This is a genomic window from Vibrio salilacus (assembly GCF_002811245.1).
Lineage (GTDB): Bacteria > Pseudomonadota > Gammaproteobacteria > Enterobacterales > Vibrionaceae > Vibrio > Vibrio salilacus.
In genome coordinates, this window is sequence record NZ_NIVQ01000002.1 from 1 (window position 1) to 19,920 (window position 19,920).

The 19,920-nt window shown below is 47.1% G+C and carries 14 protein-coding genes and 2 pseudogenes; 8 read left to right on the top strand and 8 right to left on the bottom strand.

The window, feature by feature from the left end; genetic code table 11:
- Positions 1-121 precede the first annotated feature (121 nt).
- The 7 genes and pseudogenes from CDZ87_RS01480 to CDZ87_RS17280 form a co-directional block, all read right to left on the bottom strand.
- Positions 122-709: a Fic/DOC family protein gene (locus CDZ87_RS01480; RefSeq protein WP_100751859.1), complete on the bottom strand. Its 588-nt coding sequence runs from the start codon at positions 707-709 to the stop codon at positions 122-124.
- Positions 699-854: a hypothetical protein gene (locus CDZ87_RS17150; protein WP_167372366.1), complete on the bottom strand. Its 156-nt coding sequence runs from the start codon at positions 852-854 to the stop codon at positions 699-701. Before CDZ87_RS17150 ends, CDZ87_RS01480 begins: the two co-directional genes overlap by 11 nt.
- A gap of 215 nt (positions 855-1,069) precedes the next feature.
- Positions 1,070-2,887: an ABC transporter transmembrane domain-containing protein gene (locus CDZ87_RS01485; protein ID WP_100751860.1), complete on the bottom strand. Its 1,818-nt coding sequence runs from the start codon at positions 2,885-2,887 to the stop codon at positions 1,070-1,072.
- A gap of 120 nt (positions 2,888-3,007) precedes the next feature.
- Positions 3,008-5,182: a catalase/peroxidase HPI gene (gene katG, locus CDZ87_RS01490; protein WP_100751861.1), complete on the bottom strand. Its 2,175-nt coding sequence runs from the start codon at positions 5,180-5,182 to the stop codon at positions 3,008-3,010.
- 193 nt (positions 5,183-5,375) lie between these two features.
- Positions 5,376-5,870, bottom strand: a complete 495-nt coding sequence (locus CDZ87_RS01495; RefSeq protein WP_100751862.1) for an outer membrane beta-barrel protein — start codon at positions 5,868-5,870, stop codon at positions 5,376-5,378.
- 134 nt (positions 5,871-6,004) lie between these two features.
- A complete protein-coding gene (hrpA, locus tag CDZ87_RS01500; RefSeq protein WP_100751863.1) occupies positions 6,005-9,934 on the bottom strand; it encodes an ATP-dependent RNA helicase HrpA in 3,930 nt (1,309 codons plus the stop codon).
- Positions 9,935-10,042: 108 nt separating this feature from the next.
- Positions 10,043-10,186, bottom strand: a pseudogene (locus tag CDZ87_RS17280) (MipA/OmpV family protein); the annotation flags it as partial.
- A 152-nt stretch (positions 10,187-10,338) separates the two neighbouring features.
- On the opposite strand from CDZ87_RS17280, the gene CDZ87_RS01505 reads away from it, so the two are divergent.
- From CDZ87_RS01505 to CDZ87_RS01530, 6 genes and pseudogenes are all read left to right on the top strand, one after another.
- Positions 10,339-10,704 (top strand): VC1380 family protein, encoded by a 366-nt coding sequence (locus tag CDZ87_RS01505; protein ID WP_100752043.1) that lies wholly within the window; start codon positions 10,339-10,341, stop codon positions 10,702-10,704.
- A gap of 75 nt (positions 10,705-10,779) precedes the next feature.
- A pseudogene (locus CDZ87_RS01510) lies at positions 10,780-12,253 on the top strand (alkaline phosphatase D family protein); the annotation flags it as partial.
- A gap of 182 nt (positions 12,254-12,435) precedes the next feature.
- Positions 12,436-12,909 (top strand): tellurite resistance TerB family protein, encoded by a 474-nt coding sequence (locus tag CDZ87_RS01515; RefSeq protein ID WP_100751864.1) that lies wholly within the window; start codon positions 12,436-12,438, stop codon positions 12,907-12,909.
- A gap of 383 nt (positions 12,910-13,292) precedes the next feature.
- Positions 13,293-14,294 carry a C4-dicarboxylate TRAP transporter substrate-binding protein gene (locus tag CDZ87_RS01520; protein ID WP_100751865.1) on the top strand — a complete coding sequence of 334 codons (1,002 nt, stop codon included), beginning with the start codon at positions 13,293-13,295 and terminating at the stop codon, positions 14,292-14,294.
- Between the two features lie 77 nt (positions 14,295-14,371).
- Positions 14,372-14,986, top strand: a complete 615-nt coding sequence (locus tag CDZ87_RS01525; protein WP_100751866.1) for a TRAP transporter small permease subunit — start codon at positions 14,372-14,374, stop codon at positions 14,984-14,986.
- Between the two features lie 10 nt (positions 14,987-14,996).
- The gene (locus CDZ87_RS01530; RefSeq protein ID WP_216639372.1) at positions 14,997-16,406 is read left to right on the top strand and encodes a TRAP transporter large permease; all 1,410 of its coding nucleotides are present in this window, start codon (positions 14,997-14,999) and stop codon (positions 16,404-16,406) included.
- Positions 16,407-16,455: 49 nt separating this feature from the next.
- Here CDZ87_RS01530 and CDZ87_RS01535 read toward each other — a convergent pair whose 3' ends face one another.
- Positions 16,456-16,986 (bottom strand): 3'-5' exonuclease, encoded by a 531-nt coding sequence (locus CDZ87_RS01535; RefSeq protein WP_038172564.1) that lies wholly within the window; start codon positions 16,984-16,986, stop codon positions 16,456-16,458.
- A gap of 365 nt (positions 16,987-17,351) precedes the next feature.
- Between CDZ87_RS01535 and CDZ87_RS01540 the strand changes: the two genes are divergently transcribed.
- Entirely contained in the window at positions 17,352-17,984 is a 633-nt protein-coding gene (locus tag CDZ87_RS01540; protein WP_100751867.1) for a DUF2760 domain-containing protein, read from the top strand.
- Complete coding sequence (locus tag CDZ87_RS01545; protein ID WP_100751868.1) at positions 17,984-19,900, top strand: Hsp70 family protein; 1,917 nt, start codon at positions 17,984-17,986, stop codon at positions 19,898-19,900. Before CDZ87_RS01540 ends, CDZ87_RS01545 begins: the two co-directional genes overlap by 1 nt.
- Positions 19,901-19,920 lie beyond the last annotated feature (20 nt).

Here is a 19,920-nt window from a genome sequence, read left to right on the forward strand (position 1 = left end):
CAAACGTTCGTTTAGAGGGAATTTACTTCTATTGAGTTCAGCACGTTTTGGGGCATTTTTGAGTTGAAAAGGGCTAGCTTTAACAGTTGCCTGAGCGAACTTTGGGTAGATAGAAGGGTCTTTAACTGATTGCCATATCAAAAATAAGCTCTAGAAATGATACGTCACCAAGGTATCCTTGTACGTTGGCTTCAATCCATTGTTCTTTTGAAATCTCAGGCCAATCAAGTTCATATCCAGCCACAAAAACAAGCTCTTCAAAGAAAAACCGTGTGGCCCTACCATTTCCTTCTCGAAAAGGATGGATGATATTAATTTCACAAAAAATATCTGCGACTAGTCGAATAAATTCAATACGATCTGAGCATTCACGAAGTTGGGGGATACGTTCTAGCTGCCGTATAAACTCTCTTTCAATAAAAGAGCAATGGCAAAAGCGCGTGTTGCCTTTACTGATATCAACATCACGTTCTTCTCCAGCCCATCCATACAGATCCTGAAAAAGCACCCAATGAAGATGTCTAAAGTGTCCTATATCGAAGTCTTCTAAATCTGAGACAAGACTCGAATATTCGATATATCGATGTTCAGAGAATGCGACTTCAGCTTCATCCAGTTTTTCGCTGTCACGAATATTAAGTAAATTTATAAGTGTATTAGAGTGAGGATAGCAATAATGATCCTGAGCGACTCCGTACTTATCTCGCATATTGCCGTTTTAACGCTTCCAGTGATTGAGGTTTACTTTTTGCAGTAAGCCCTTCATAAGACGTGCTGACTTTAAAGTTTTTCGCTTTAGGAACAAATTGACGATTAGTCTTGGAGCTGTTCGCTTCAGCCTTGACGTGTTTCATAAGCTTACTCTACTAAGGGGTCTGACATTATCATTTTAACTGCCAACCTACTAACTATCAAACTTAATTGGCCAAACAGTCTTGAATTGAATGTTTGAAGTCAAATTGAATAACTTTTTATAGGGCAAACTCGCATTAACAGGATGTGAATGAGTCACTACTCTAAATGGTTTCGGGGCAGAAACGAGCCAAAGCATCTATCAAACTTGCGCTTGTCACTCTTCGCTATTCATCTGTTTAAACTGCAGTTCAACCAGGCGCTGATAGAGCTCGCAGCTCTGTAGAAGGCTGTTGTGATCGCCTATATCGACTAACCTGCCCCTATCCAGCACGGCTATTTGGTCAGCATGCTGAATGGTTGATAACCGATGGGCAATGATAACTGTCGTTCTACCACGCATTAATTCTTCGAGAGCCCGTTGTACATGGTGTTCACTTTCGCTGTCTAATGCGCTGGTCGCTTCATCAAGCAACAAAATCTCGGGGTCTTTTAAGATCGCGCGCGCAATCGCGATTCGCTGTCGTTGTCCACCCGACAAACGCACGCCCCTCTCGCCTAAAAAACTTCTGTAGCCGTTTGGTAAGTTGTCAATAAACTCATGAGCATGGGCTTTCTTCGCCGCCGCTACAACTTCTTCATCAGTCGCCTCAGGCCGTCCATAACGAATGTTGTAGAAAACGTCGTGACTGAACAGGGCCGGTTGCTGAGGAACCAATGCCATTTTGTGACGCAGTTGACTCGGCTCACACTGTTTAATATCAACGCCTCCTAAGGCGATTGAGCCTTGCTGAGGGTCATAAAAACGCTGCAACAGCTCAAAGATGGTGGTTTTACCTGCTCCTGAAGGCCCTACCAACGCCAGTACTTTGCCGGGCTCAACGAGGAGACTCAGATCAGATAACGCGGCTTGGTCAGGGCGCGATGGGTAATGGAAAGTAACCGACGCAAACTCGATCTGAGGCGTAACTTCTTCAAGCGAAACACCGTTACTCGATGGGGCAACAATATCACTTTCAACCTGAAGAATTTCGATCAATCGCTCAGTTGCACCAGCGGCACGCTGCAATTCACCCATCACTTCTGAAATGGTCGCCAGCGATGAGGCGACAATAATCGCATAAAAAACAAATGCACCTAAGTCCCCTGCAGACAAGGTGCCTGCAATAACGTCACTGCCTCCGACCCATAACATCCCTGAAATGGCGCTAAAAACAATGACAATGACGCCGGAAATTAAAATCGCTCGTTGCATCACACGCTGACGACCAATTTGATAAGCTTTTTCTACTTGAGTTGCAAAAAGGACCTGTTCTTGGCTTTCTTGACTGTAGCTTTGCACGGTTTTGATCTGCGCGATCGCTTCTCCTGCGTAACTCCCTACATCGGCCATTGAGTCTTGGCTTTGGCGCGACAAAGCACGAACTTTGCGCCCATAGTAGAGGATCGGCACTAAAATAAACGGCACACTGGCCATTACGATCAGGGTCAGTTTTACGTTGGTGGCAAACAACATGATCAGCGCCCCAACACACATTAAAGCACTGCGCATCGCCATTGAAAAAGACGAACCAATAATACTTTGCAGTAACGTGGTATCGGTGGTGATCCGCGACATAATTTCGCCGCTACCATTGGTTTCGAAATAACTTGGGTGCAGACGAATGACATGGTTAAAGACCGCTAAGCGAATATCGGCACTGACTCGCTCCCCTACCGACGAAACCAAATAGAAGCGAAAAAAAGTCCCGACAGAGATGAGCAGCGTGACCGTAAGAATAAAGCCAATGGCGCTACCTAGTTGCGTCAGTGAACGACTGGCAAAGCCTTGATCAATCAATAATCGTACCCCATGACCCACCGACAAGGTTAATGATGCGGTCACAACCAGCGCGGCCAGTGCGGCGATCACTTGCCAACGATAAGGGCGAACAAATCGAATCAGTTCAGTCAAAATGGTCAAACTTCGCTTTTCGAGCTTGACGTTTTTATCAGCTATGGCCTGTTTTGAAGGCAGAGTTCGCGGTGGGTTCATAACGGTTCCGATGATGAGAGTCACAGGTTTAACATACACACTGCCGCATCAATAAACAAACCGTTCCGATTAAAAAAGGCCATTCATATGAACGGCCTATGGTTACTTACGTGTCAGGTTTTAAGCGATTAAATCGAAGCGATCCGCGTTCATTACCTTGTTCCAAGCGGCGACAAAGTCTTGAATAAACTTCTCGTGATTGTCGTCTTGAGCATACACCTCAGCATAAGCGCGTAAAATCGAGTTAGAGCCAAACACTAAGTCGACCCGAGTGGCGGTCCATTTTGTTTCACCAGTGGTTCGATCATTAATATGATAAAGATTACGACCCTTAGGCTGCCATTGGTACGCCATATCAGTGAGATTAACGAAAAAGTCATTACTTAATACACCAATACGATCCGTAAATACGCCGTGGCGGCTATCGCCATGGTTGGTGGCCAATACGCGCATCCCACCAAGCAATACCGTCATCTCAGGCGCAGTGAGCCCCATCAGTTGAGCGCGATCAAGCAGCAACTCTTCTGGTGAGACAGAGTAATGCTCTTTTTGCCAGTTCCTGAATCCATCGGCAAGTGGCTCTAACACGTCAAAAGAGTCCTGATCTGTCATCTCTGTGCTAGCATCGCCGCGCCCAGGAGCAAACGGAACCGAAACAGCATAACCTGCAGCTTTGATGGCTTTTTCTAGCCCCACATTACCTGCTAGTACAATTGTGTCTGCTACACTCGCGCCGAAGCTCTCAGCAAGCGGTTCTAGTACAGCTAACACGCGCTGCAAACGTTGTGGTTCATTACCTTGCCACTGATTTTGCGGCGCTAAGCGAATTCGTGCGCCGTTCGCACCACCGCGGTTATCTGAGCCACGAAACGTGCGCGCGCTGTCCCATGCCGTGCTGACCAAATCGCTGACCGACAAATCGGTGTCACTAATCGTTACTTTGAGGGCTTCAACATCATAGTCATCACGTCCGGCTGGGACTGGGTCTTGCCAAATCAACTCTTCTTGAGGGACATCAGGACCAAAGTAACGCGATTTTGGGCCAAGGTCACGGTGAGTCAGCTTGAACCATGCACGGGCAAAAACCTGATCAAAATAAGCTGGGTCATTCTTAAAGCGTTCAGAAATCTTACGGTACTCTGGGTCCATTTTCAGCGCCATATCGGCATCGGTCATCATTGGCATTACGCGAATACTTACATCTTCGACATCGACAGGTTTGTCTTCTTCTGCGATATCGACAGGCTCCCATTGCCAAGCGCCAGCCGGACTTTTCGTCAGCTGCCAATCGTATTTGAACAGCAGTTCGAAGTAACCATCGTCCCATTGGGTTGGATTGGTCGTCCACGCACCTTCAATACCACTGGTTACAGTGTCACGACCAACGCCGCGAGAGCTATGGTTCATCCAACCCATCCCCTGCTCTTCAATCGCAGCCGCTTCTGGTTCTGGTCCAAGATTGGCCGCATCGCCATTACCATGCGCTTTACCAACGGTATGCCCCCCAGCCGTTAGTGCTACAGTCTCTTCATCGTCCATTGCCATACGAGCAAACGTCACTCGCATATCTTGCGCCGTTTTAAGTGGATCGGGGTTGCCATCAACACCTTCTGGATTGACATAAATAAGCCCCATCATTACCGCCGCTAACGGGTTTTCTAAATCACGTTGACCGGCATAACGACTGCCTTCACCTCCACTGGTTGCCAACCACTCCTTCTCAGAGCCCCAATAGGTGTCCTTTTCTGGATGCCAGATATCTTCACGGCCGAAAGCGAAGCCGAACGTTTTAAACCCCATGGATTCATAAGCGATGGTGCCGGCAAGTATGATCAAGTCAGCCCAACTGATTTTGTTGCCATATTTGCGTTTGATTGGCCATAATAAGCGGCGCGCTTTATCTAGATTGCCGTTATCTGGCCATGAGTTAAGTGGAGCAAAACGCTGATTGCCCGTTGCAGCGCCCCCACGACCATCAGCAATACGATAACTTCCGGCCGAGTGCCACGCCATACGAATCATCAAGCCACCATAATGTCCCCAGTCAGCTGGCCACCACGCTTGGCTATCGGTCATAAGATCGGTTAAATCTTGTTTCAGCGCTGCCACGTCAAGCTTTGCGAGTTGTTGACGATAGTTAAAATCTGCGCCTAAAGGGTTAGTTTTACTGTCATGTTGATGGAGGATGTCAAGATTAAGCGCGTTTGGCCACCACACAGTGTTTGAATCACTGGCTTGTGTCATTGCGCCATGCATAACGGGGCACTGTCCTGAGATTTTCTGTTTATCTGACATTAATCGATCCTTCTTGTTCATTACTTTTAATTAAGCTATTTACAATAGAGAGGATAGACAAGTATACAAATAGACACACTGTGTTTGCGTCTATTTCACTGATTGGAAAAACCGATGAACGATGAAATGGATAAAAAAGCCAGAGGCATATCGACCCTGGCTGTGGGGTATATTTTAGCTTAGCGTGCGCTAATTATAAGAAATGGAATGTCGCGTTAAGCGAAAAGTTTTTCACATCTTCTTCTTTCATTGAGAACACATTGTAACTTGCACCTAAAGAAATAGGTCCCATCACAAAATATTCAGCACCAACACCATACATGATGTCAATCTCATCTTCTTTAAAACCGCCGTTACCCGTCAATTCATAGGAATGCAAACCGGCTTTGCCGTAAACATGCAAAGGGCCAAAGTCGATGCTTGGTTTCGCTGCAAAATAGACGCCTGAACCTTTTATATCACGAGTCACACCGCCGTAATTGACGTTTTTGAAATCGCCAAAATCTTGGTAACCCGCTTCCAGGCCGATTAACGGAAGAATTCCGGTACCAACATGAACGTTGTAAGATGTTGAAGATTCATTGCCCAGATCCGCTTGACCAACACTCGCGCTGCCGTAGATCCATGAGTCCGCTGAAACAGTAGTAGACGCGCTAATCAGAGCTAGCGCTAGTAGTGTCTTTTTCATAATAAACCTTCTCTATTTATAAGGTGCAGAGGCATTAACTGGCAAACCTCTGCCGTATTAGTCAAAATTCCGAACGTTATACTTAACTATAAGCAAATATAAGCAAATTACATACCTAGACGCAAATTACACACCTAGCAAGCTTCAATTGCCATTTTAATACGCTTGTCAGAAACGGGATAAGGGGTACCTAGCTGTTGAGCAAAGTAGCTAACACGCAACTCTTCGATCATCCAACGTATTTCTTTAACGTTGTTAGGAACGGCCACTCCCTGCGGAATTTTATTAAGTAACTCTTTGTAATCATTAGTGATCGACTCGATTTTTAGCATATGCAAACGGTCTTTGTTTGGATCAATTGGCAACTTTTCCATCCGGCGCTCAATCGCTTTCATGTAACGCAAAATGTCCGGCAGGCGCTTCCAGCCACACTCAGTCGCAAAGCCCTTAAAAATCAGCCCTTCAATCTGCGCTTTGATATCAGACAGTGCAAACGCCATGGTAAAGTCAATTTTACCTTTAAGCTTTTTATTGATGCTGAACGCGGTGGTCAAAATCGTTTCAACTTGCTGGGCAATCTCGACGACGGTATCACCCAACTCGGCACGAACGTGCTCTTTCAACTGTTCAAACGCTTGAGGTTGCCACACTAAGCCGCCTTTTTGTTCGATCAATTTGTCTACGCCACAGGCAATGCAGTCATCAATCAGATCGAGTACTTTACCATATGGATTAAAGTACAGACCCAACTTCGATTTATTCGGTAAATTAGCGTGTAAGTACTTAATCGGCGATGGCACATTGAGCAACACTAAGCGTCGCTGTCCGGCCTTCATGGCTTGCACTTGCTCTTGCTCGGTTTCGTAGAGCTTAATCTCAACACTGTCTTTGCTATCAACGATCGCTGGATACGCTTTGACTTCGTAGCCGCCGCGTTTCTGCTGATAGACTTTTGGCAGTTCACCAAAACTCCAAGTGTGCAAGCCTTGCTGTTCAATATCATCGTCAGCGACTTTCGACAGTGTCTCTTGCACCTTCTCTTTGAGACTCTCTTTGAGTTGATGCAAATCGCGATGTTCTTTTAACTTCCGGTTGCGATGGTCGACGGCGCGGAACGTCACTTTCAAGTGATCGGGCACTTGGTCGAGGTTCCAATCGTCACGCAATACTTCAACACCTGTCATGCGGCGTAACTCTTTTTCCAACGAATCAAGCAATGGGGCTTCCATCGGCGTGACACGTGCTAAAAAGGCATCGGCATAATTTGGCGCCGGAACAAAATTCTTACGAATCGTTTTCGGCAACGATTTAATCAAGCTGACCACTAACTCATGACGTAAACCCGGGATCTGCCAGTCAAAGCCAGCAGGTTCAACTTGGTTTAAAATCGGTAAAGGCAGATGAACCGTGACACCATCGTTATCTTCACCTGGCTCAAATTGGTAACTCAGTTTTAATTTGAGGCCATTTTGATGCCAGAAATTAGGATAATCGAGATCAGTGACATGGCTGGCATCGCCTTTGAACAACATCTCTTTTTCAAAGTTGAGCAGCTCCGGATTGTCTTGGGATGCTTTCTTCCACCAAGTATCAAAATGGCGTCCAGACACCACTGCGGTGCCCACTCGCTGATCATAGAAATCAAACAACTCATCATCATCAACTAAGATATCGCGCCGACGAGACTTGTGCTCTAACTCTTCAACCTCTTGCAGCAACTTACGGTTTTGCTTAAAGAAAGCATGTTTAGTTTCCCACTCACCTTCAACCAAAGCGCTACGAATAAACAGCTCACGACTGACAACAGGATCGATACTGCCATAGTTGATAAGGCGTTTAGGCACGATAGGTACGCCATATAGCATGACTTTCTCATGCGCCATGACCGCCGCGTTTTTTTTCGACCAATGGGGTTCACTGTAACTGCGTTTGATTAAGTGTTTCGCCAAAGGTTCAACCCATTCAGGTTGGATCTTGGCAATAATGCGCCCCCACAACCTCGATGTTTCCACCAGTTCGGCTGACATAATCCACTTAGGCTGCTTTTTGAATAACCCCGACGCTGGGAAGATATGGAAACGAGCGTTACGCGCGCCTTGATATTCGTTTTTCTCTTGGTCTTTGACACCAATATGTGAGAGTAACCCCACGAGAATCGCGCTATGTACATTTTGATAGTTCGCGGCTTCATCGTTAAGCTTAAAGCCCATTTCACGCATCGCCTGATGAACCTGAAAATACACATCTTGCCACTCACGCACACGCAAGTAGTTTAAGTAATCTTGTTTACACTGCTTGCGGAACTGACTGCCCGATAGCGCCTTTTGCTGTTTTTGCAGGTAATCCCAGATATTAACGAAGGTGAGGAAATCTGACTCTTCATGGAAGAAACGGCGATGTTTGTCATCCGAAGATTGTTGTTTATCACTTGGACGCTCACGCGGGTCTTGAATCGACAAGGCCGATGCGATGATCATCAACTCTTTCAAAGCGCCATATTTAGGCGCTTCAAGTACCATACGCGCCAGACGTGGATCAATCGGCAACTTCGCCAATTGACGGCCAGTTGCCGTGAGACGTTTATTTGGATCGCTGGCTTTATCATTAATCGCGCCAAGCTCTTCAAGCAAGCGCACCCCATCTTGGACGTTACGCTTATCTGGCGCTTCAACGAATGGAAACGCTTCGATATCACCTAAGCCCAATGCGGTCATTTGTAAGATAACCGAGGCTAAATTGGTGCGTAGAATTTCAGGATCAGTAAACTCAGGGCGAGAATTGAAATCGTCCTCGGAGTAAAGGCGAATACAGATACCTTCTTCGACACGACCACAACGGCCTTTCCGCTGATTGGCGCTCGCTTGCGATATTGGCTCAATTGGCAAGCGCTGTACTTTAGTGCGGTAGCTATAGCGGCTAATACGCGCCGTGCCCGGGTCAATCACATATTTGATGCCAGGTACGGTGAGAGACGTTTCAGCCACGTTAGTCGCCAATACAATCCGACGTCCAGCATGAGGTTGAAAGATCTTATTTTGCTCGCCAGCTGATAAGCGTGCATAAAGCGGCACGATTTCGGTACTCTTGAGGTTACGTTTCGTCAGTGCTTCTGCGGTGTCGCGGATTTCTCGCTCACCATTCATAAAGATCAGGATATCCCCCAAACCTTCATCGCACAGCTCATCGACCGCTTCAAAAATACCTTCTAATTGGTCACGATCACTATCATCGTCTCCCGCCAATGAGCGATAACGAGTGTCTACTGGGTAGGTGCGGCCCGAGACTTCGATGATCGGTGCATTTTCGAAATGCTTAGAGAAACGTTCTGGGTCAATCGTTGCTGAAGTGATGATCACCTTCAAGTCAGGGCGACGCGGCAATAACTCTTTTAAATATCCGAGGATGAAATCAATGTTCAGACTGCGCTCGTGCGCTTCATCAATGATGATGGTGTCGTACTGATTAAGAAAGCGATCATGTTGAATTTCTGCCAGCAAGATACCGTCAGTCATTAACTTAACTTGAGTATTCTCTGATATTTGGTCGTTAAAGCGCACCTTATAACCAACAAACTCACCCAGTGTGCTTTCCATCTCTTCAGCAATGCGGCTCGCCACCGAACGCGCCGCGAGTCGACGTGGCTGAGTATGACCAATTAAGCCATATTTACCACGGCCAAGCTCGACACAAATCTTAGGTAACTGAGTGGTTTTGCCTGACCCCGTTTCACCGGCAACGATCACTACCTGATTGTCTGCAATCGCCTTGGCAATATCGTCTTTCTTCTGGCTAACAGGCAAGATGTCAGGATAGTTGATCGTTGGCACAACGGCGCAGCGCTGCTCGGCTGCCATCATCGACTTAGCAATATCTAATGCGATCTCGTCAAACACAGCGTTACGTGAGGCTTCTTTTTTTATTCGACTTGCCCCGGAGATGCGTTTGCTTAAACGAAATCTGTCTTTCAACAAGCACTGGTTGAGTGCTTTGCGTAATGAAGCCGCATTATTAGCTTGAGCCTGATGCTCTGATGCGGCTGTTTTTTTTGGCTGTGACGAAGTCAAAGCGTTACCTATTCTTTTCTATCGATAAAACTGCGCGGATTGTATCACAGATGATAATAAAAACGCCCACAAACCTATACCTGTGGGCGTTGCTTCTATGGTGCGCGGCTAAAAATCAACCTGGAGATAAAGGGTGTTGTAGTTACTGCCCCCTTTTATCCGCCCATATTGCGAGCCTTTTTCAAAAATCGCACTGCGATGATGCAACGAGTAGCCAATCCAAACATTGTTCAAGTCGTTTGCATTGACAACTATCGAGAGCATCGAAAGCGAACGGTTTTTATCATTTTCTATCCAAAAGTGACGTAACAACTCAAAAACTGACCAACTAAAATGCTTAATACTTAGGTTTCTGCGCTATTGGTCGTTAAAATAGAATATATAATCCCTCAAATCTAATGATTGTGAAAGCATCTGAATTAAAAAAACGACTCGCTACATTGCCAAGCGACTGCGATCCGGACATAGTGACCGGAGAAACTTGGCTGCCAGAACGATTACTCGACGCTGAGCTTGATGGTGGTTTGCTGTTTTTGAGTTTCGATACCGCACCAGAAGAGACACAAGGTGAAGAGGAAGGACGCGGTTTTGTCGAGCACGAAATCACCATGATACGTCATCGCTTCTTGCAAATCCTTGCCGAAAGCTCTGACGATAAAACCAAAGCAGATGCGATGCTGGCACTTTTTTTAATGGGCCATGAACTTTCCAGCTCAGAAGTCATCGAAGTTCTTGAAGACCCAAGCCTACCCGAGGAACCCACTGAGTAACGCATGGATAACAAAAGACCTTTTCTTATTGCTGGCCCCATCTTACGCAAAACCACTGCTACTGAGCTGGTGTTTTGGTTAGCGACTCGTGAACCCCTTGATGGTGAATTTATCCTCAGCTTGGCGGCCGACCAAACCGAGTTACACCGTCAGTCATTAAGCCAGTTCGAAGCGTTTAAAGTTGGCCAATATTGCTATGTCACCTTAGTGCGTATTGTTGGTGAGTTCCCGCAAGATACTGCGCTCAATTATCGATTTAATACCCAACACGGCCCCTTGGTTGAGCTATATCCATATTTGCTCTATGGTAATGAGTCGCAACTTAGCATTACCATCTCGACCAAAGCCGATTACGTGATGCACGGCTCGTGTCGTAATCCTCATGATCCTAGTGACGATGCCTTGGTACGCGCCGATGAAAAAGTCGCCCAATATTCTATCGACCAACGCCCTGACTTATTAATGATGAGCGGCGATCAGATCTACGCTGATCACGTTGCAGGGCCAATGCTCGATGCCATCCATCAAACCATCGAGTTATTAGGACTCCCGCAAGAGCAATTCCATCAAGCGCCTGTTCGCCCATATCCCGACTTACATGATTTTTGATGATCATGATATTACCGACGATTGGAATCTCACCATTGGCTGGGAAACGGCCGCCTATCAAAATCCATTTTCACACCGCATCATTGGTAATGGCTTAATGGCCTATTGGCTTTGCCAGGGATGGGGGAACGAGCCCGACAACTTCAATCGCGAATTTGTTAATTTGGCACGCCAATTTCTCGCCACGCCGAGTTTAGACAATCATGACGCCTTTATCCGCCATTTATATCGCTTTGAAGCTTGGCACTATACGATTGAGCGTTCGCCGAAAGTCGTGGTACTTGATACTCGAACGCGGCGTTGGCGCTCTGAATCTAAAATGAATAAACCGTCAGGATTGATGGACTGGGAAGCAATGATAGAGCTGCAGCATGAGCTTTTGCATCTAGAAAAAGTGATCATTGTCTCGCCAGCACCGATGTTTGGCGTCAAGTTTATTGAGACCTTACAACGGATAGTGACCGCACTCGGTAAACCGTTAATGGTCGATGCAGAAAACTGGATGGCGCACCCTGGCAGCGCTAATACAATGTTAAGTATTTTTACCCATACCAAAACCCCGACTAATTTTGTTATTTTGTCGGGCGATGTCCACTACTCATTCGCATATGATATTAAACTCAGGTTTAGACGCAATAGCCCAACCATCTATCAAGTCACCTGCAGTGGTCTCAAAAGCCAGTTTCCTGAACCTTTGCTCGCGCTGTGTGACCACGCAGACCGGTTGCTTTATTCGCCGCGTTCACCATTGAACTGGTTTACCAAACGTAAGCGCCTCAAAGTGAAAAAACGCGATCCAAATACACCTGGGCGTCGTCGCTTAGTCAATAGCAGCGCCATTGGCGAACTCAAACTGGATAAACAAGGCCAACCACAACGTATCGCGATTTTAACTGGTGACGGCAAGCAGTGGGAGTTTATGCCGATAAAAGAAAAGTAAGATTTTGGTCAAACGTATTGTGATCCACGACCAACGTCACTATCTATAAACAGAGTCGCACTATAAATAACGTCACTATCTATAAATAGGGTCGCACCTAGATAAGATAAGATAAGTAGAGTCGTACATCGATAGCTAGAACAGCGCATTTACCAGCACAACCGCACAGAAAGGCATAGACCATGTTAAATTCGATTACTAAACTGTTTAAACAGTTGCTTGAAGGGGAAGATTTAGGCCAACACAGCGCCGCAGACCCCAATTTAGCGATTGCGTGCTTATTGTACGAGGTTGCTGGCGCCGATCATCAGATTGAGCGTGCAGAGAGCGAAGCAAAACATCACCTGCTTGGTAAACTGCTCAATCTCGACCCTAGCCAAACCAACGCACTGCTAACTCGCGCTCAACAATGCAGCAAAGATTCGGCGTCTTTGTATGAGTTTACCTCCCAGTTACGCGAACTTAGTCAACAAAACCGCTACTGCGTGATCCAGGCGATGTGGCAAGTTGCCAATGCCGATGGCACGATCGACCCACTAGAAGAAGCCGTCATTCGTAAGACCGCCGAGTTGCTTTATGTTGATCACCGTGAATTTATACGTGCCAAACTTTCAGTCACCGACATTCCGCCCAACGAGCTTCCAACTAGCGATTAAGACCCGCCGATCACATTGGCAAATCACCCGTAACACTAGACACTTTGATTACCTAACATCGCTATGACAACACCACCACAAACGCCGCATCAATCCCATCTCGTCGTTCTCATACAGTGAGAGCGACCTGAGCTAATCACCACGTAACGTCACCTCAACTTGCCATCCCCTGTAGCACGCTACTCGATACCGTCACTTCACATCTTGACCTCATTAAGTCGTGAGGAAAGCACCATAATTTGATAACAACTCATTAACTTTACAACGTCTTTGCTATAGTCATATTCGAAAAAATCAAAACGTTTGCGACACAAATTGTCGGTTTAATACTCCGAATCGCTCCCAATGAGCGAAACACGCGTGCATAACAACAAGGACGATATATGAAAGCACTACAAACCTCCCTCATTACCCTCGCCATCACTGGATTTATGGCTTCGGAAGTCGCCGCTGCAACGGAATGGAATGTTTCTCTGTGGGGAAAACGCCGCGCTTTTACCGAAAACGTAGAAAAGCTCGCAGAGCTAGTTGAACAGAAAACTAACGGTGAGTTTAAACTCAACATTTCTTATGGCGGCCTGTCTAAAGCGCGTGAAAACTTAGACGGTATTTCGTTCGGTGCATTTGAAATGGCTCAGTTTTGCGCTTTTTATCATGCCGATAAAAACCCGACCATTACGGTCAACGAACTGCCGTTTACCAAAGAAGTGTCATTAGCTCGCATTAGTGATATCTACATGAAAGTATTTGAACACCCTGAAGTAAAAAAAGACTTGGCGCGTTGGAATGCGACGCTGCTGATGCCAACACCACTGCCACAGTACAACATTGTCAGCAAGAGTGACGCACTCAACTCTCTACAAGACTTTGATGGCCTGCGCGTACGTGGGCCAGGTGGAATTATGGGAGTACTGGGTAAGCTCGGAGCAGTCAAAACTGGGGTGCCGTTTTCTGAGGTCCGCCAATCGATGGATTCTGGCGTCATTGATGCCGCCTCGTTTGCTCCCCATGCTCACCTGTCGACGAATTCTTACAAAGTGGGCAAATGGGCCACAACTAACCTTAACTTAGGCTCTGCCAACTGCCCAGTGGTGGTTAATACTGAAGCTCTTGAAATGCTCAAGCCCGCTCATCGCGAAGCACTACTCGGTTCCGTCGATGAAGCGCTCGACTTCTATGTGCAAAACTATGAGCAAAACACCACGGCGAAATACCAAGCAGCTATCCGCGATCAAGGTTTGACTTTAGTGACCTTCTCTCCTGAGCAGACCGAACAGCTCAACGAATTGGCCCAGTCAGTGCGCCAAGAGTGGATTGATAAATACAAAGACAAGTTTGACTCTCAAGCTGTGTTTGACCACACCGCGAAACTCTTTGCTGAGTAATTCCCTCACCTGCCAGGTAAGACATTCTGACTTGCCTGGCACACTCTCTATGACAGATTTTTAGATAGGAGACCGCTATGTCGGCTGCTGCTTCTGTATTGGAAGATGATTCGAAGTTAAGTCGTGCAGACCGCTTACTGTTTCGTTTCGAGTCCTTTCTCAACCTCGCTGGTGGCGTGGTAATTTTCTTACTGGTTTTTCTCGCCACCGTTAACGTGTTAGGTCGTTGGTTATTTTCATCACCCATCAATGGTTACGTTGACTGGGTCGAACAAGCCATGGCGTTTATTGCATTTCTAGGCATCGCATACACACAACGCATGGGTGGTCATATCCGAATGGACATCATCATTGGCCGCTTCAAAGGCCGTTGGTTATGGGTCACTGAATTTATGTCTGCTCTGTTGATGTTCACCGTTACGCTTGTACTTATTTACGGCTCCTATTTGCACTTTTGGCGCGCCTATTCGATTGGCGACTCGTCGCTCGATATAAACCTTCCGACTTGGCCAGCCAAGCTAATCGTGACGATTGCTCTGAGCATCTTGGCTGCGCGGTTAGTGTTACAAATGTGGGGCTACGCGCGCGCAGCTGTGAGAAGAGATGAACGCCCTGTTGGTGTCCCTCTGCTCGAATCAGCTGCCGAAGTGGCCGCAAAAGAAGCCGAAGCAGTAACTGGGCACGAGAGTTAGGAGAGTCATCTTGTCAGATTTAATTCAAACCATGGCTACTATGGACAGCATTCAAATTGGCCTTTGGGTATCAGGTGCCATGCTTATTTTTGTTGTGCTTGGTGTGCGAGTGGCCTTTGCCGCTGCCACCGCAGGCTTCCTCGGATTAGTATGGATATTCAGTGCCAAATTTGGCTTCGAGCGCGGCTTTATGGTGGCACTCAAAATGGCCGGGACCATTCCTCACTCTAAAGTATCATCGCTCGCGCTATCGCTGATCCCGACCTTTATCTTGATCGGTTTCCTTGCCTATCACGCAGGACTGACAAAAGCGCTATTTGAAGCGGCGAAACGTTGGGTCGGTTGGTTACCGGGCGGAATGGGGGTTGCAACTGTATTTTCGACAGCAGGCTTTGCTGCGGTTTCAGGCGCTTCGGTCGCAACATCGGCGGTGTTTGCCAGAATTGCGGTACCAGAGATGCTCAAACTCGGCTACGACAAGCGCTTTGCCGCTGGCGTTGTCGCGGCAGGTGGCACCCTCGCTTCGTTGATACCGCCATCGGCTATTTTGGTCATTTACGCCATCATCGTTGAGCAAGATGTCGGTGCCCTATTGATGGCAGGCTTTATTCCCGGCTTTGTTTCTGCACTGATTTATGGTGGATTAGTGATTTTCCTGGCGATGACCAAAAAAGATTTTGGTCCACCTGTGCGAGGTTATAGCTGGAAGCAACGCTTCGAATCACTGCCAGCGGCATCGCCTATTTTCTTTGTCGTTGCAATTATCATGGCGTGTATTTATGGTGGTGTCGGAACTCCAACAGAAGCTGGTGCCCTTGGAGCTACCGTCATTTTATTGGTAGCTCTTTATCATGGCAGTCGTTGGAAAGAGATTAAAAGCTCAATCATGGAAACCGCCAAGCTGTCAGCAATGATATTCGCCATCATCTGGGGGGTATTGATTTACGTTCGGTTTCTTGGCTTTGCCGATCTACCGAGTGCTTTCTCAGATTGGATCGTCAGCTTAGAACAAAGCCCAATGCTGACCTTGCTGTTTATCCTACTCGCGTATGCGGTTCTGGGGATGTTCATGGATGCAATTGGCATGTTGCTACTGACTCTCCCAGTTGTTTACCCTGCAATTATTGCTCTAAATGGCGGCGTGGATGTGGCCGCAGTAGACTCTGCATTTGGCGTTTCCGGGCTAGGTTGTGCGATTTGGTTTGGTATTATCGTGGTCAAGATGGCAGAACTGTGTTTAATCACCCCGCCTATCGGCTTGAACTGCTTTGTGGTTGCAGGAGTGCGTCCTGAATGTTCAGTTCAAGATGTATTTCGCGGCTGTACGCCTTTCTTCGTGGCTGACGTGATCACCATTGCTGTGCTGATCATGTTCCCAAGTATTGTATTGTGGCTACCAGAGATGATTGGCTACGCGTAATAAAATAGCGGTCAATAGCATCAAGGGAGCCATTCGCTCCCTTGATTTTTTACAGCATCGTTAATGCAAGTTTGGCTAAGTTATGGGCATCGACATAACCTGAATGCTGTCGGCCTTCCCACTCGATACCTTTACTTTCTTGCGCGACTTTATGACCAACACGCTTGTCTTTAAGGCGATTTTGAATCCGAAATAGGGTTGCTAAATTAATGAACTCATTAAACGGCATCTCAATGCCCTTTTGTTGGCACTCTTTGGCTAGCACGCGATCATCTCGGCCCCAAGCGGCGTAGATTTTGTTCGCACCGCCAAAGTTTTTCACCATCGACTTAAGCACTTCTTGCAAAGGCCGACCCTGTTTCTCAACCGTGCGTGGCGTAATACCGGTCAATTGTGCACAAAACAGCGAGACTTCATCATGTTCTGGTTTGACGTAATATTGCGCACGCTTAACGATCTCGCCCTTAACAAGGTCAATTTCTGCTAGCCCAACTTCAATAATTTCCCCAGTGGTACCGACACCGTTTTCATTCCAACAACACATTTCTAAATCGAAACAAACAATACGGTTATGGTTCATGATTGGCCTTTGTTCAAAGTTCGCAAAACGCGAAATTCTACATCAGAAATCGACAAAATTCGAATCGAACACGTTTAAGCGCTCAGTTATGCGGCAATCGAGACGCAATATAAAGCTCAATCCTGCCTTTAATATGAAACAATCCTCACTTCGAGGTATAGGCCTCCTTTCGGACAAATTCGGTTAAAAACAAAACAGTTAGCCATCAAAACCCCTGTTTCGGCCTGTTTTTGTAGCCGTACATTGACTTGATTATGATAATATTCACCCCAATCTATCAGAATAAATCGGCTCTTATTTCAACCCAGAGCCCTCACAGAGATTTCGCCTGTCTCTGAAATCAGAAAAATTAGAAGAGAATTGTCATGACGTTCGATTTACAAATGATCCCTCAAACGTTCGATATGCTTCACGCAGGTCTTGCTGCATCAAGCGTTCTATTGCTGCTGATCGCAGTGTCACGCAAATCAACCGTGGTGGAAAAAGTGGTTGAGAAGCCAGTCGAAAAAATCGTTGAAGTAGAAAAGCCCGTCGAAAAAATTGTCGAAGTTGAGAAAGTCATTGAAGTAGAAAAAGTGGTTGAGAAGGTTGTAGAAGTCGAGTCGAAACTTGCTACCGCTTCAACCGACTCAGCGCTGCAGCTTCTCTCTCTCATGCAACAAGAGGCACGCCTTATCGATTTTCTCCAAGAAGACCTGACTGCGTTTTCTGACGAAGAAGTCGGCGCCGCCGCTCGCGTCATCCATACTGGTGGTAAAAAAGTCTTAACCGACTATGTCACGCTTGAGCCTATTCGCCATGAAGATGAAGAGACCCGTATTACTATCGAAGCAGGCTTCAATCCACAACAGATTCGTTTGACGGGCAACGTTACAGGCAACGCCCCCTTCAACGGTACATTGGTCCACAAAGGTTGGAAAGCGAACGCAATCAACTTACCAAAGTTAGCTAAAAACTACGATGCTTCTGTTATAGCGCCTGCTGAGGTTGAGCTGTAATGGAACACCAAAATATCACCCAACAAAACGCTAGCTCGAACACAGCGAAATTTAGCGTCGGTATCGACTTAGGCACCACCCACTGCGTGCTCTCGTTTATCGATACGCAACAAGAAGACTCTCGTGTTGAAGTCATGCCAATTGCGCAGCTGACCGCGCCTGGTAACGTAGAAACTCGGAGCCAACTGGGCTCGTTTTTATACCAACCGCACCAACACGAAATGAACCCTGCGTCACGTGTGCTGCCTTGGTCATCACAGCCAAGCGCTCTAGTGGGCGCGATTGCACGTAATCTTGGTGCAAAAACACCGATTCGCTTAGTGGCCAGTGCAAAGTCTTGGTTATGCCATGCCGGTGTAAACCGTCGCGATGCTTTTTTACCCGCAGGTAGCCCGGAAGAAGTCGAAAAAGTGTCACCATTACGCGCGACTGAACTTTATTTAGAGCACTTAAAAAACGCTTGGGATCACGCACACCCAGACCATCCTCTGACTCAGCAAGATGTCACCATTACAGTACCGGCTTCCTTCGACCCAGCGGCGCGAGACTTAACCGCCGAAGCGGCGCGCAATGTTGGCCTGGCTCATCTGACTTTGCTCGAAGAACCACAAGCTGCGCTTTATAACTGGATTGATAACAGCCACGACAAATGGCGTGACGACGTTACTGTCGGCGATATTGTGCTGGTGGTAGACATCGGTGGTGGTACTACAGACCTCTCTTTGGTTGAAGTTACCGAACAAGATGGCAACCTTAGCCTCAACCGTATCGCGGTTGGAGAGCATATCCTACTCGGCGGCGATAACATGGACTTAGCCCTTGCCTACCGCCTGAAGATGAAACTGGCACAGCAAGGCAAAGAACTGCAACCATGGCAAGTACAAGCCATGACCCATGCTTGCCGTGATGCCAAAGAAGCACTCCTTATCGACGCTGAACTTGAGTCCGTGCCGATCGTGGTTCCGAGCCGTGGTTCGAAACTGCTTGGTGCCACTTTAAAAACGGAACTGACTCAAGCGGAAGTTCAGCAAACCTTGGTTGATGGTTTTTTTCCAAACGTTGCCGTGACAGAGCACCCAGTGCAGCGCAATCGTGGTGCCTTGACTCAAATGGGTCTGCCTTATGCGCAAGATGCCGGAATTACACGCCATATTGCAGCTTTCTTGACCAAACAAGCTAATGCACAAGGTGGCAGCGCGACGGCAGAAGCGTTCAATCCTTTTGCTAATATGCCGGGTATGGGCGGCCAGACTGATCAGTCAGCAGATTTTATTAAACCAACCGCCATTTTATTCAACGGCGGGGTGTTAAAATCGACATTGCTAGCCGCTCGCCTTGAAGAAACCATTAATCAATGGTTGCTTGAAACTGACGCCCCAATCGCCAAACGCTTAACTGGTGTCGACTTAGACTTAGCCGTCGCTAGTGGTGCAAGCTACTATGGTGCCGTTCGCCGTGGGCAAGGTGTTCGAATCCGAGGCGGTATTGCATCCAGTTATTATGTCGGGATTGAAAGTGCGATGCCGGCTATTCCGGGGATGGCACCACCGATGGAAGCACTATGCGTCGCACCATTTGGCATGGAAGAAGGCTCTAGCGTTAGCGTACCAAGTAAAGAATTTGGTTTGATTATCGGCCAACCGGTCAGCTTCCAGTTCTTTGGTTCGACCGTTCGCCGAGACGACGAAGCCGGCCTTCACCTTGATCACTGGGCACCGGAAGAGCTCGAAGAATTGCCAGAAATTCAAGTGACTTTGCCCGTTTCTGAAGGGCGCCGTGAAGGTGAAGTGGTTCCTGTCACTTTAGCCGCTCGCGTGACCGAGCTAGGTACGCTCCACCTTGAAGCCATCGCCTCTGATAATGGCCAAAAATGGCATGTCGAATTTGACGTGCGCGATGATGGCAAAGATCACTAAAGCGAACCAACATAATGAGA

Bases quoted from the DNA above. Each gene is read 5' to 3' on its own strand.
- CDZ87_RS01540 (WP_100751867.1), top strand. From the start codon at position 17,352: ATGACGTTCGATTTACAAATGATCCCTCAAACGTTCGATATGCTTCAC.
- CDZ87_RS01520 (WP_100751865.1), top strand. From the start codon at position 13,293: ATGAAAGCACTACAAACCTCCCTCATTACCCTCGCCATCACTGGATTT.
- CDZ87_RS01535 (WP_038172564.1), bottom strand. From the start codon at position 16,986: ATGAACCATAACCGTATTGTTTGTTTCGATTTAGAAATGTGTTGTTGG.
- katG (WP_100751861.1), bottom strand. From the start codon at position 5,182: ATGTCAGATAAACAGAAAATCTCAGGACAGTGCCCCGTTATGCATGGC.
- CDZ87_RS01545 (WP_100751868.1), top strand. From the start codon at position 17,984: ATGGAACACCAAAATATCACCCAACAAAACGCTAGCTCGAACACAGCG.
- CDZ87_RS01515 (WP_100751864.1), top strand. From the start codon at position 12,436: ATGTTAAATTCGATTACTAAACTGTTTAAACAGTTGCTTGAAGGGGAA.
- CDZ87_RS01480 (WP_100751859.1), bottom strand. From the start codon at position 709: ATGCGAGATAAGTACGGAGTCGCTCAGGATCATTATTGCTATCCTCAC.
- CDZ87_RS17150 (WP_167372366.1), bottom strand. From the start codon at position 854: ATGAAACACGTCAAGGCTGAAGCGAACAGCTCCAAGACTAATCGTCAA.
- CDZ87_RS01525 (WP_100751866.1), top strand. From the start codon at position 14,372: ATGTCGGCTGCTGCTTCTGTATTGGAAGATGATTCGAAGTTAAGTCGT.
- CDZ87_RS01485 (WP_100751860.1), bottom strand. From the start codon at position 2,887: ATGAACCCACCGCGAACTCTGCCTTCAAAACAGGCCATAGCTGATAAA.
- CDZ87_RS01495 (WP_100751862.1), bottom strand. From the start codon at position 5,870: ATGAAAAAGACACTACTAGCGCTAGCTCTGATTAGCGCGTCTACTACT.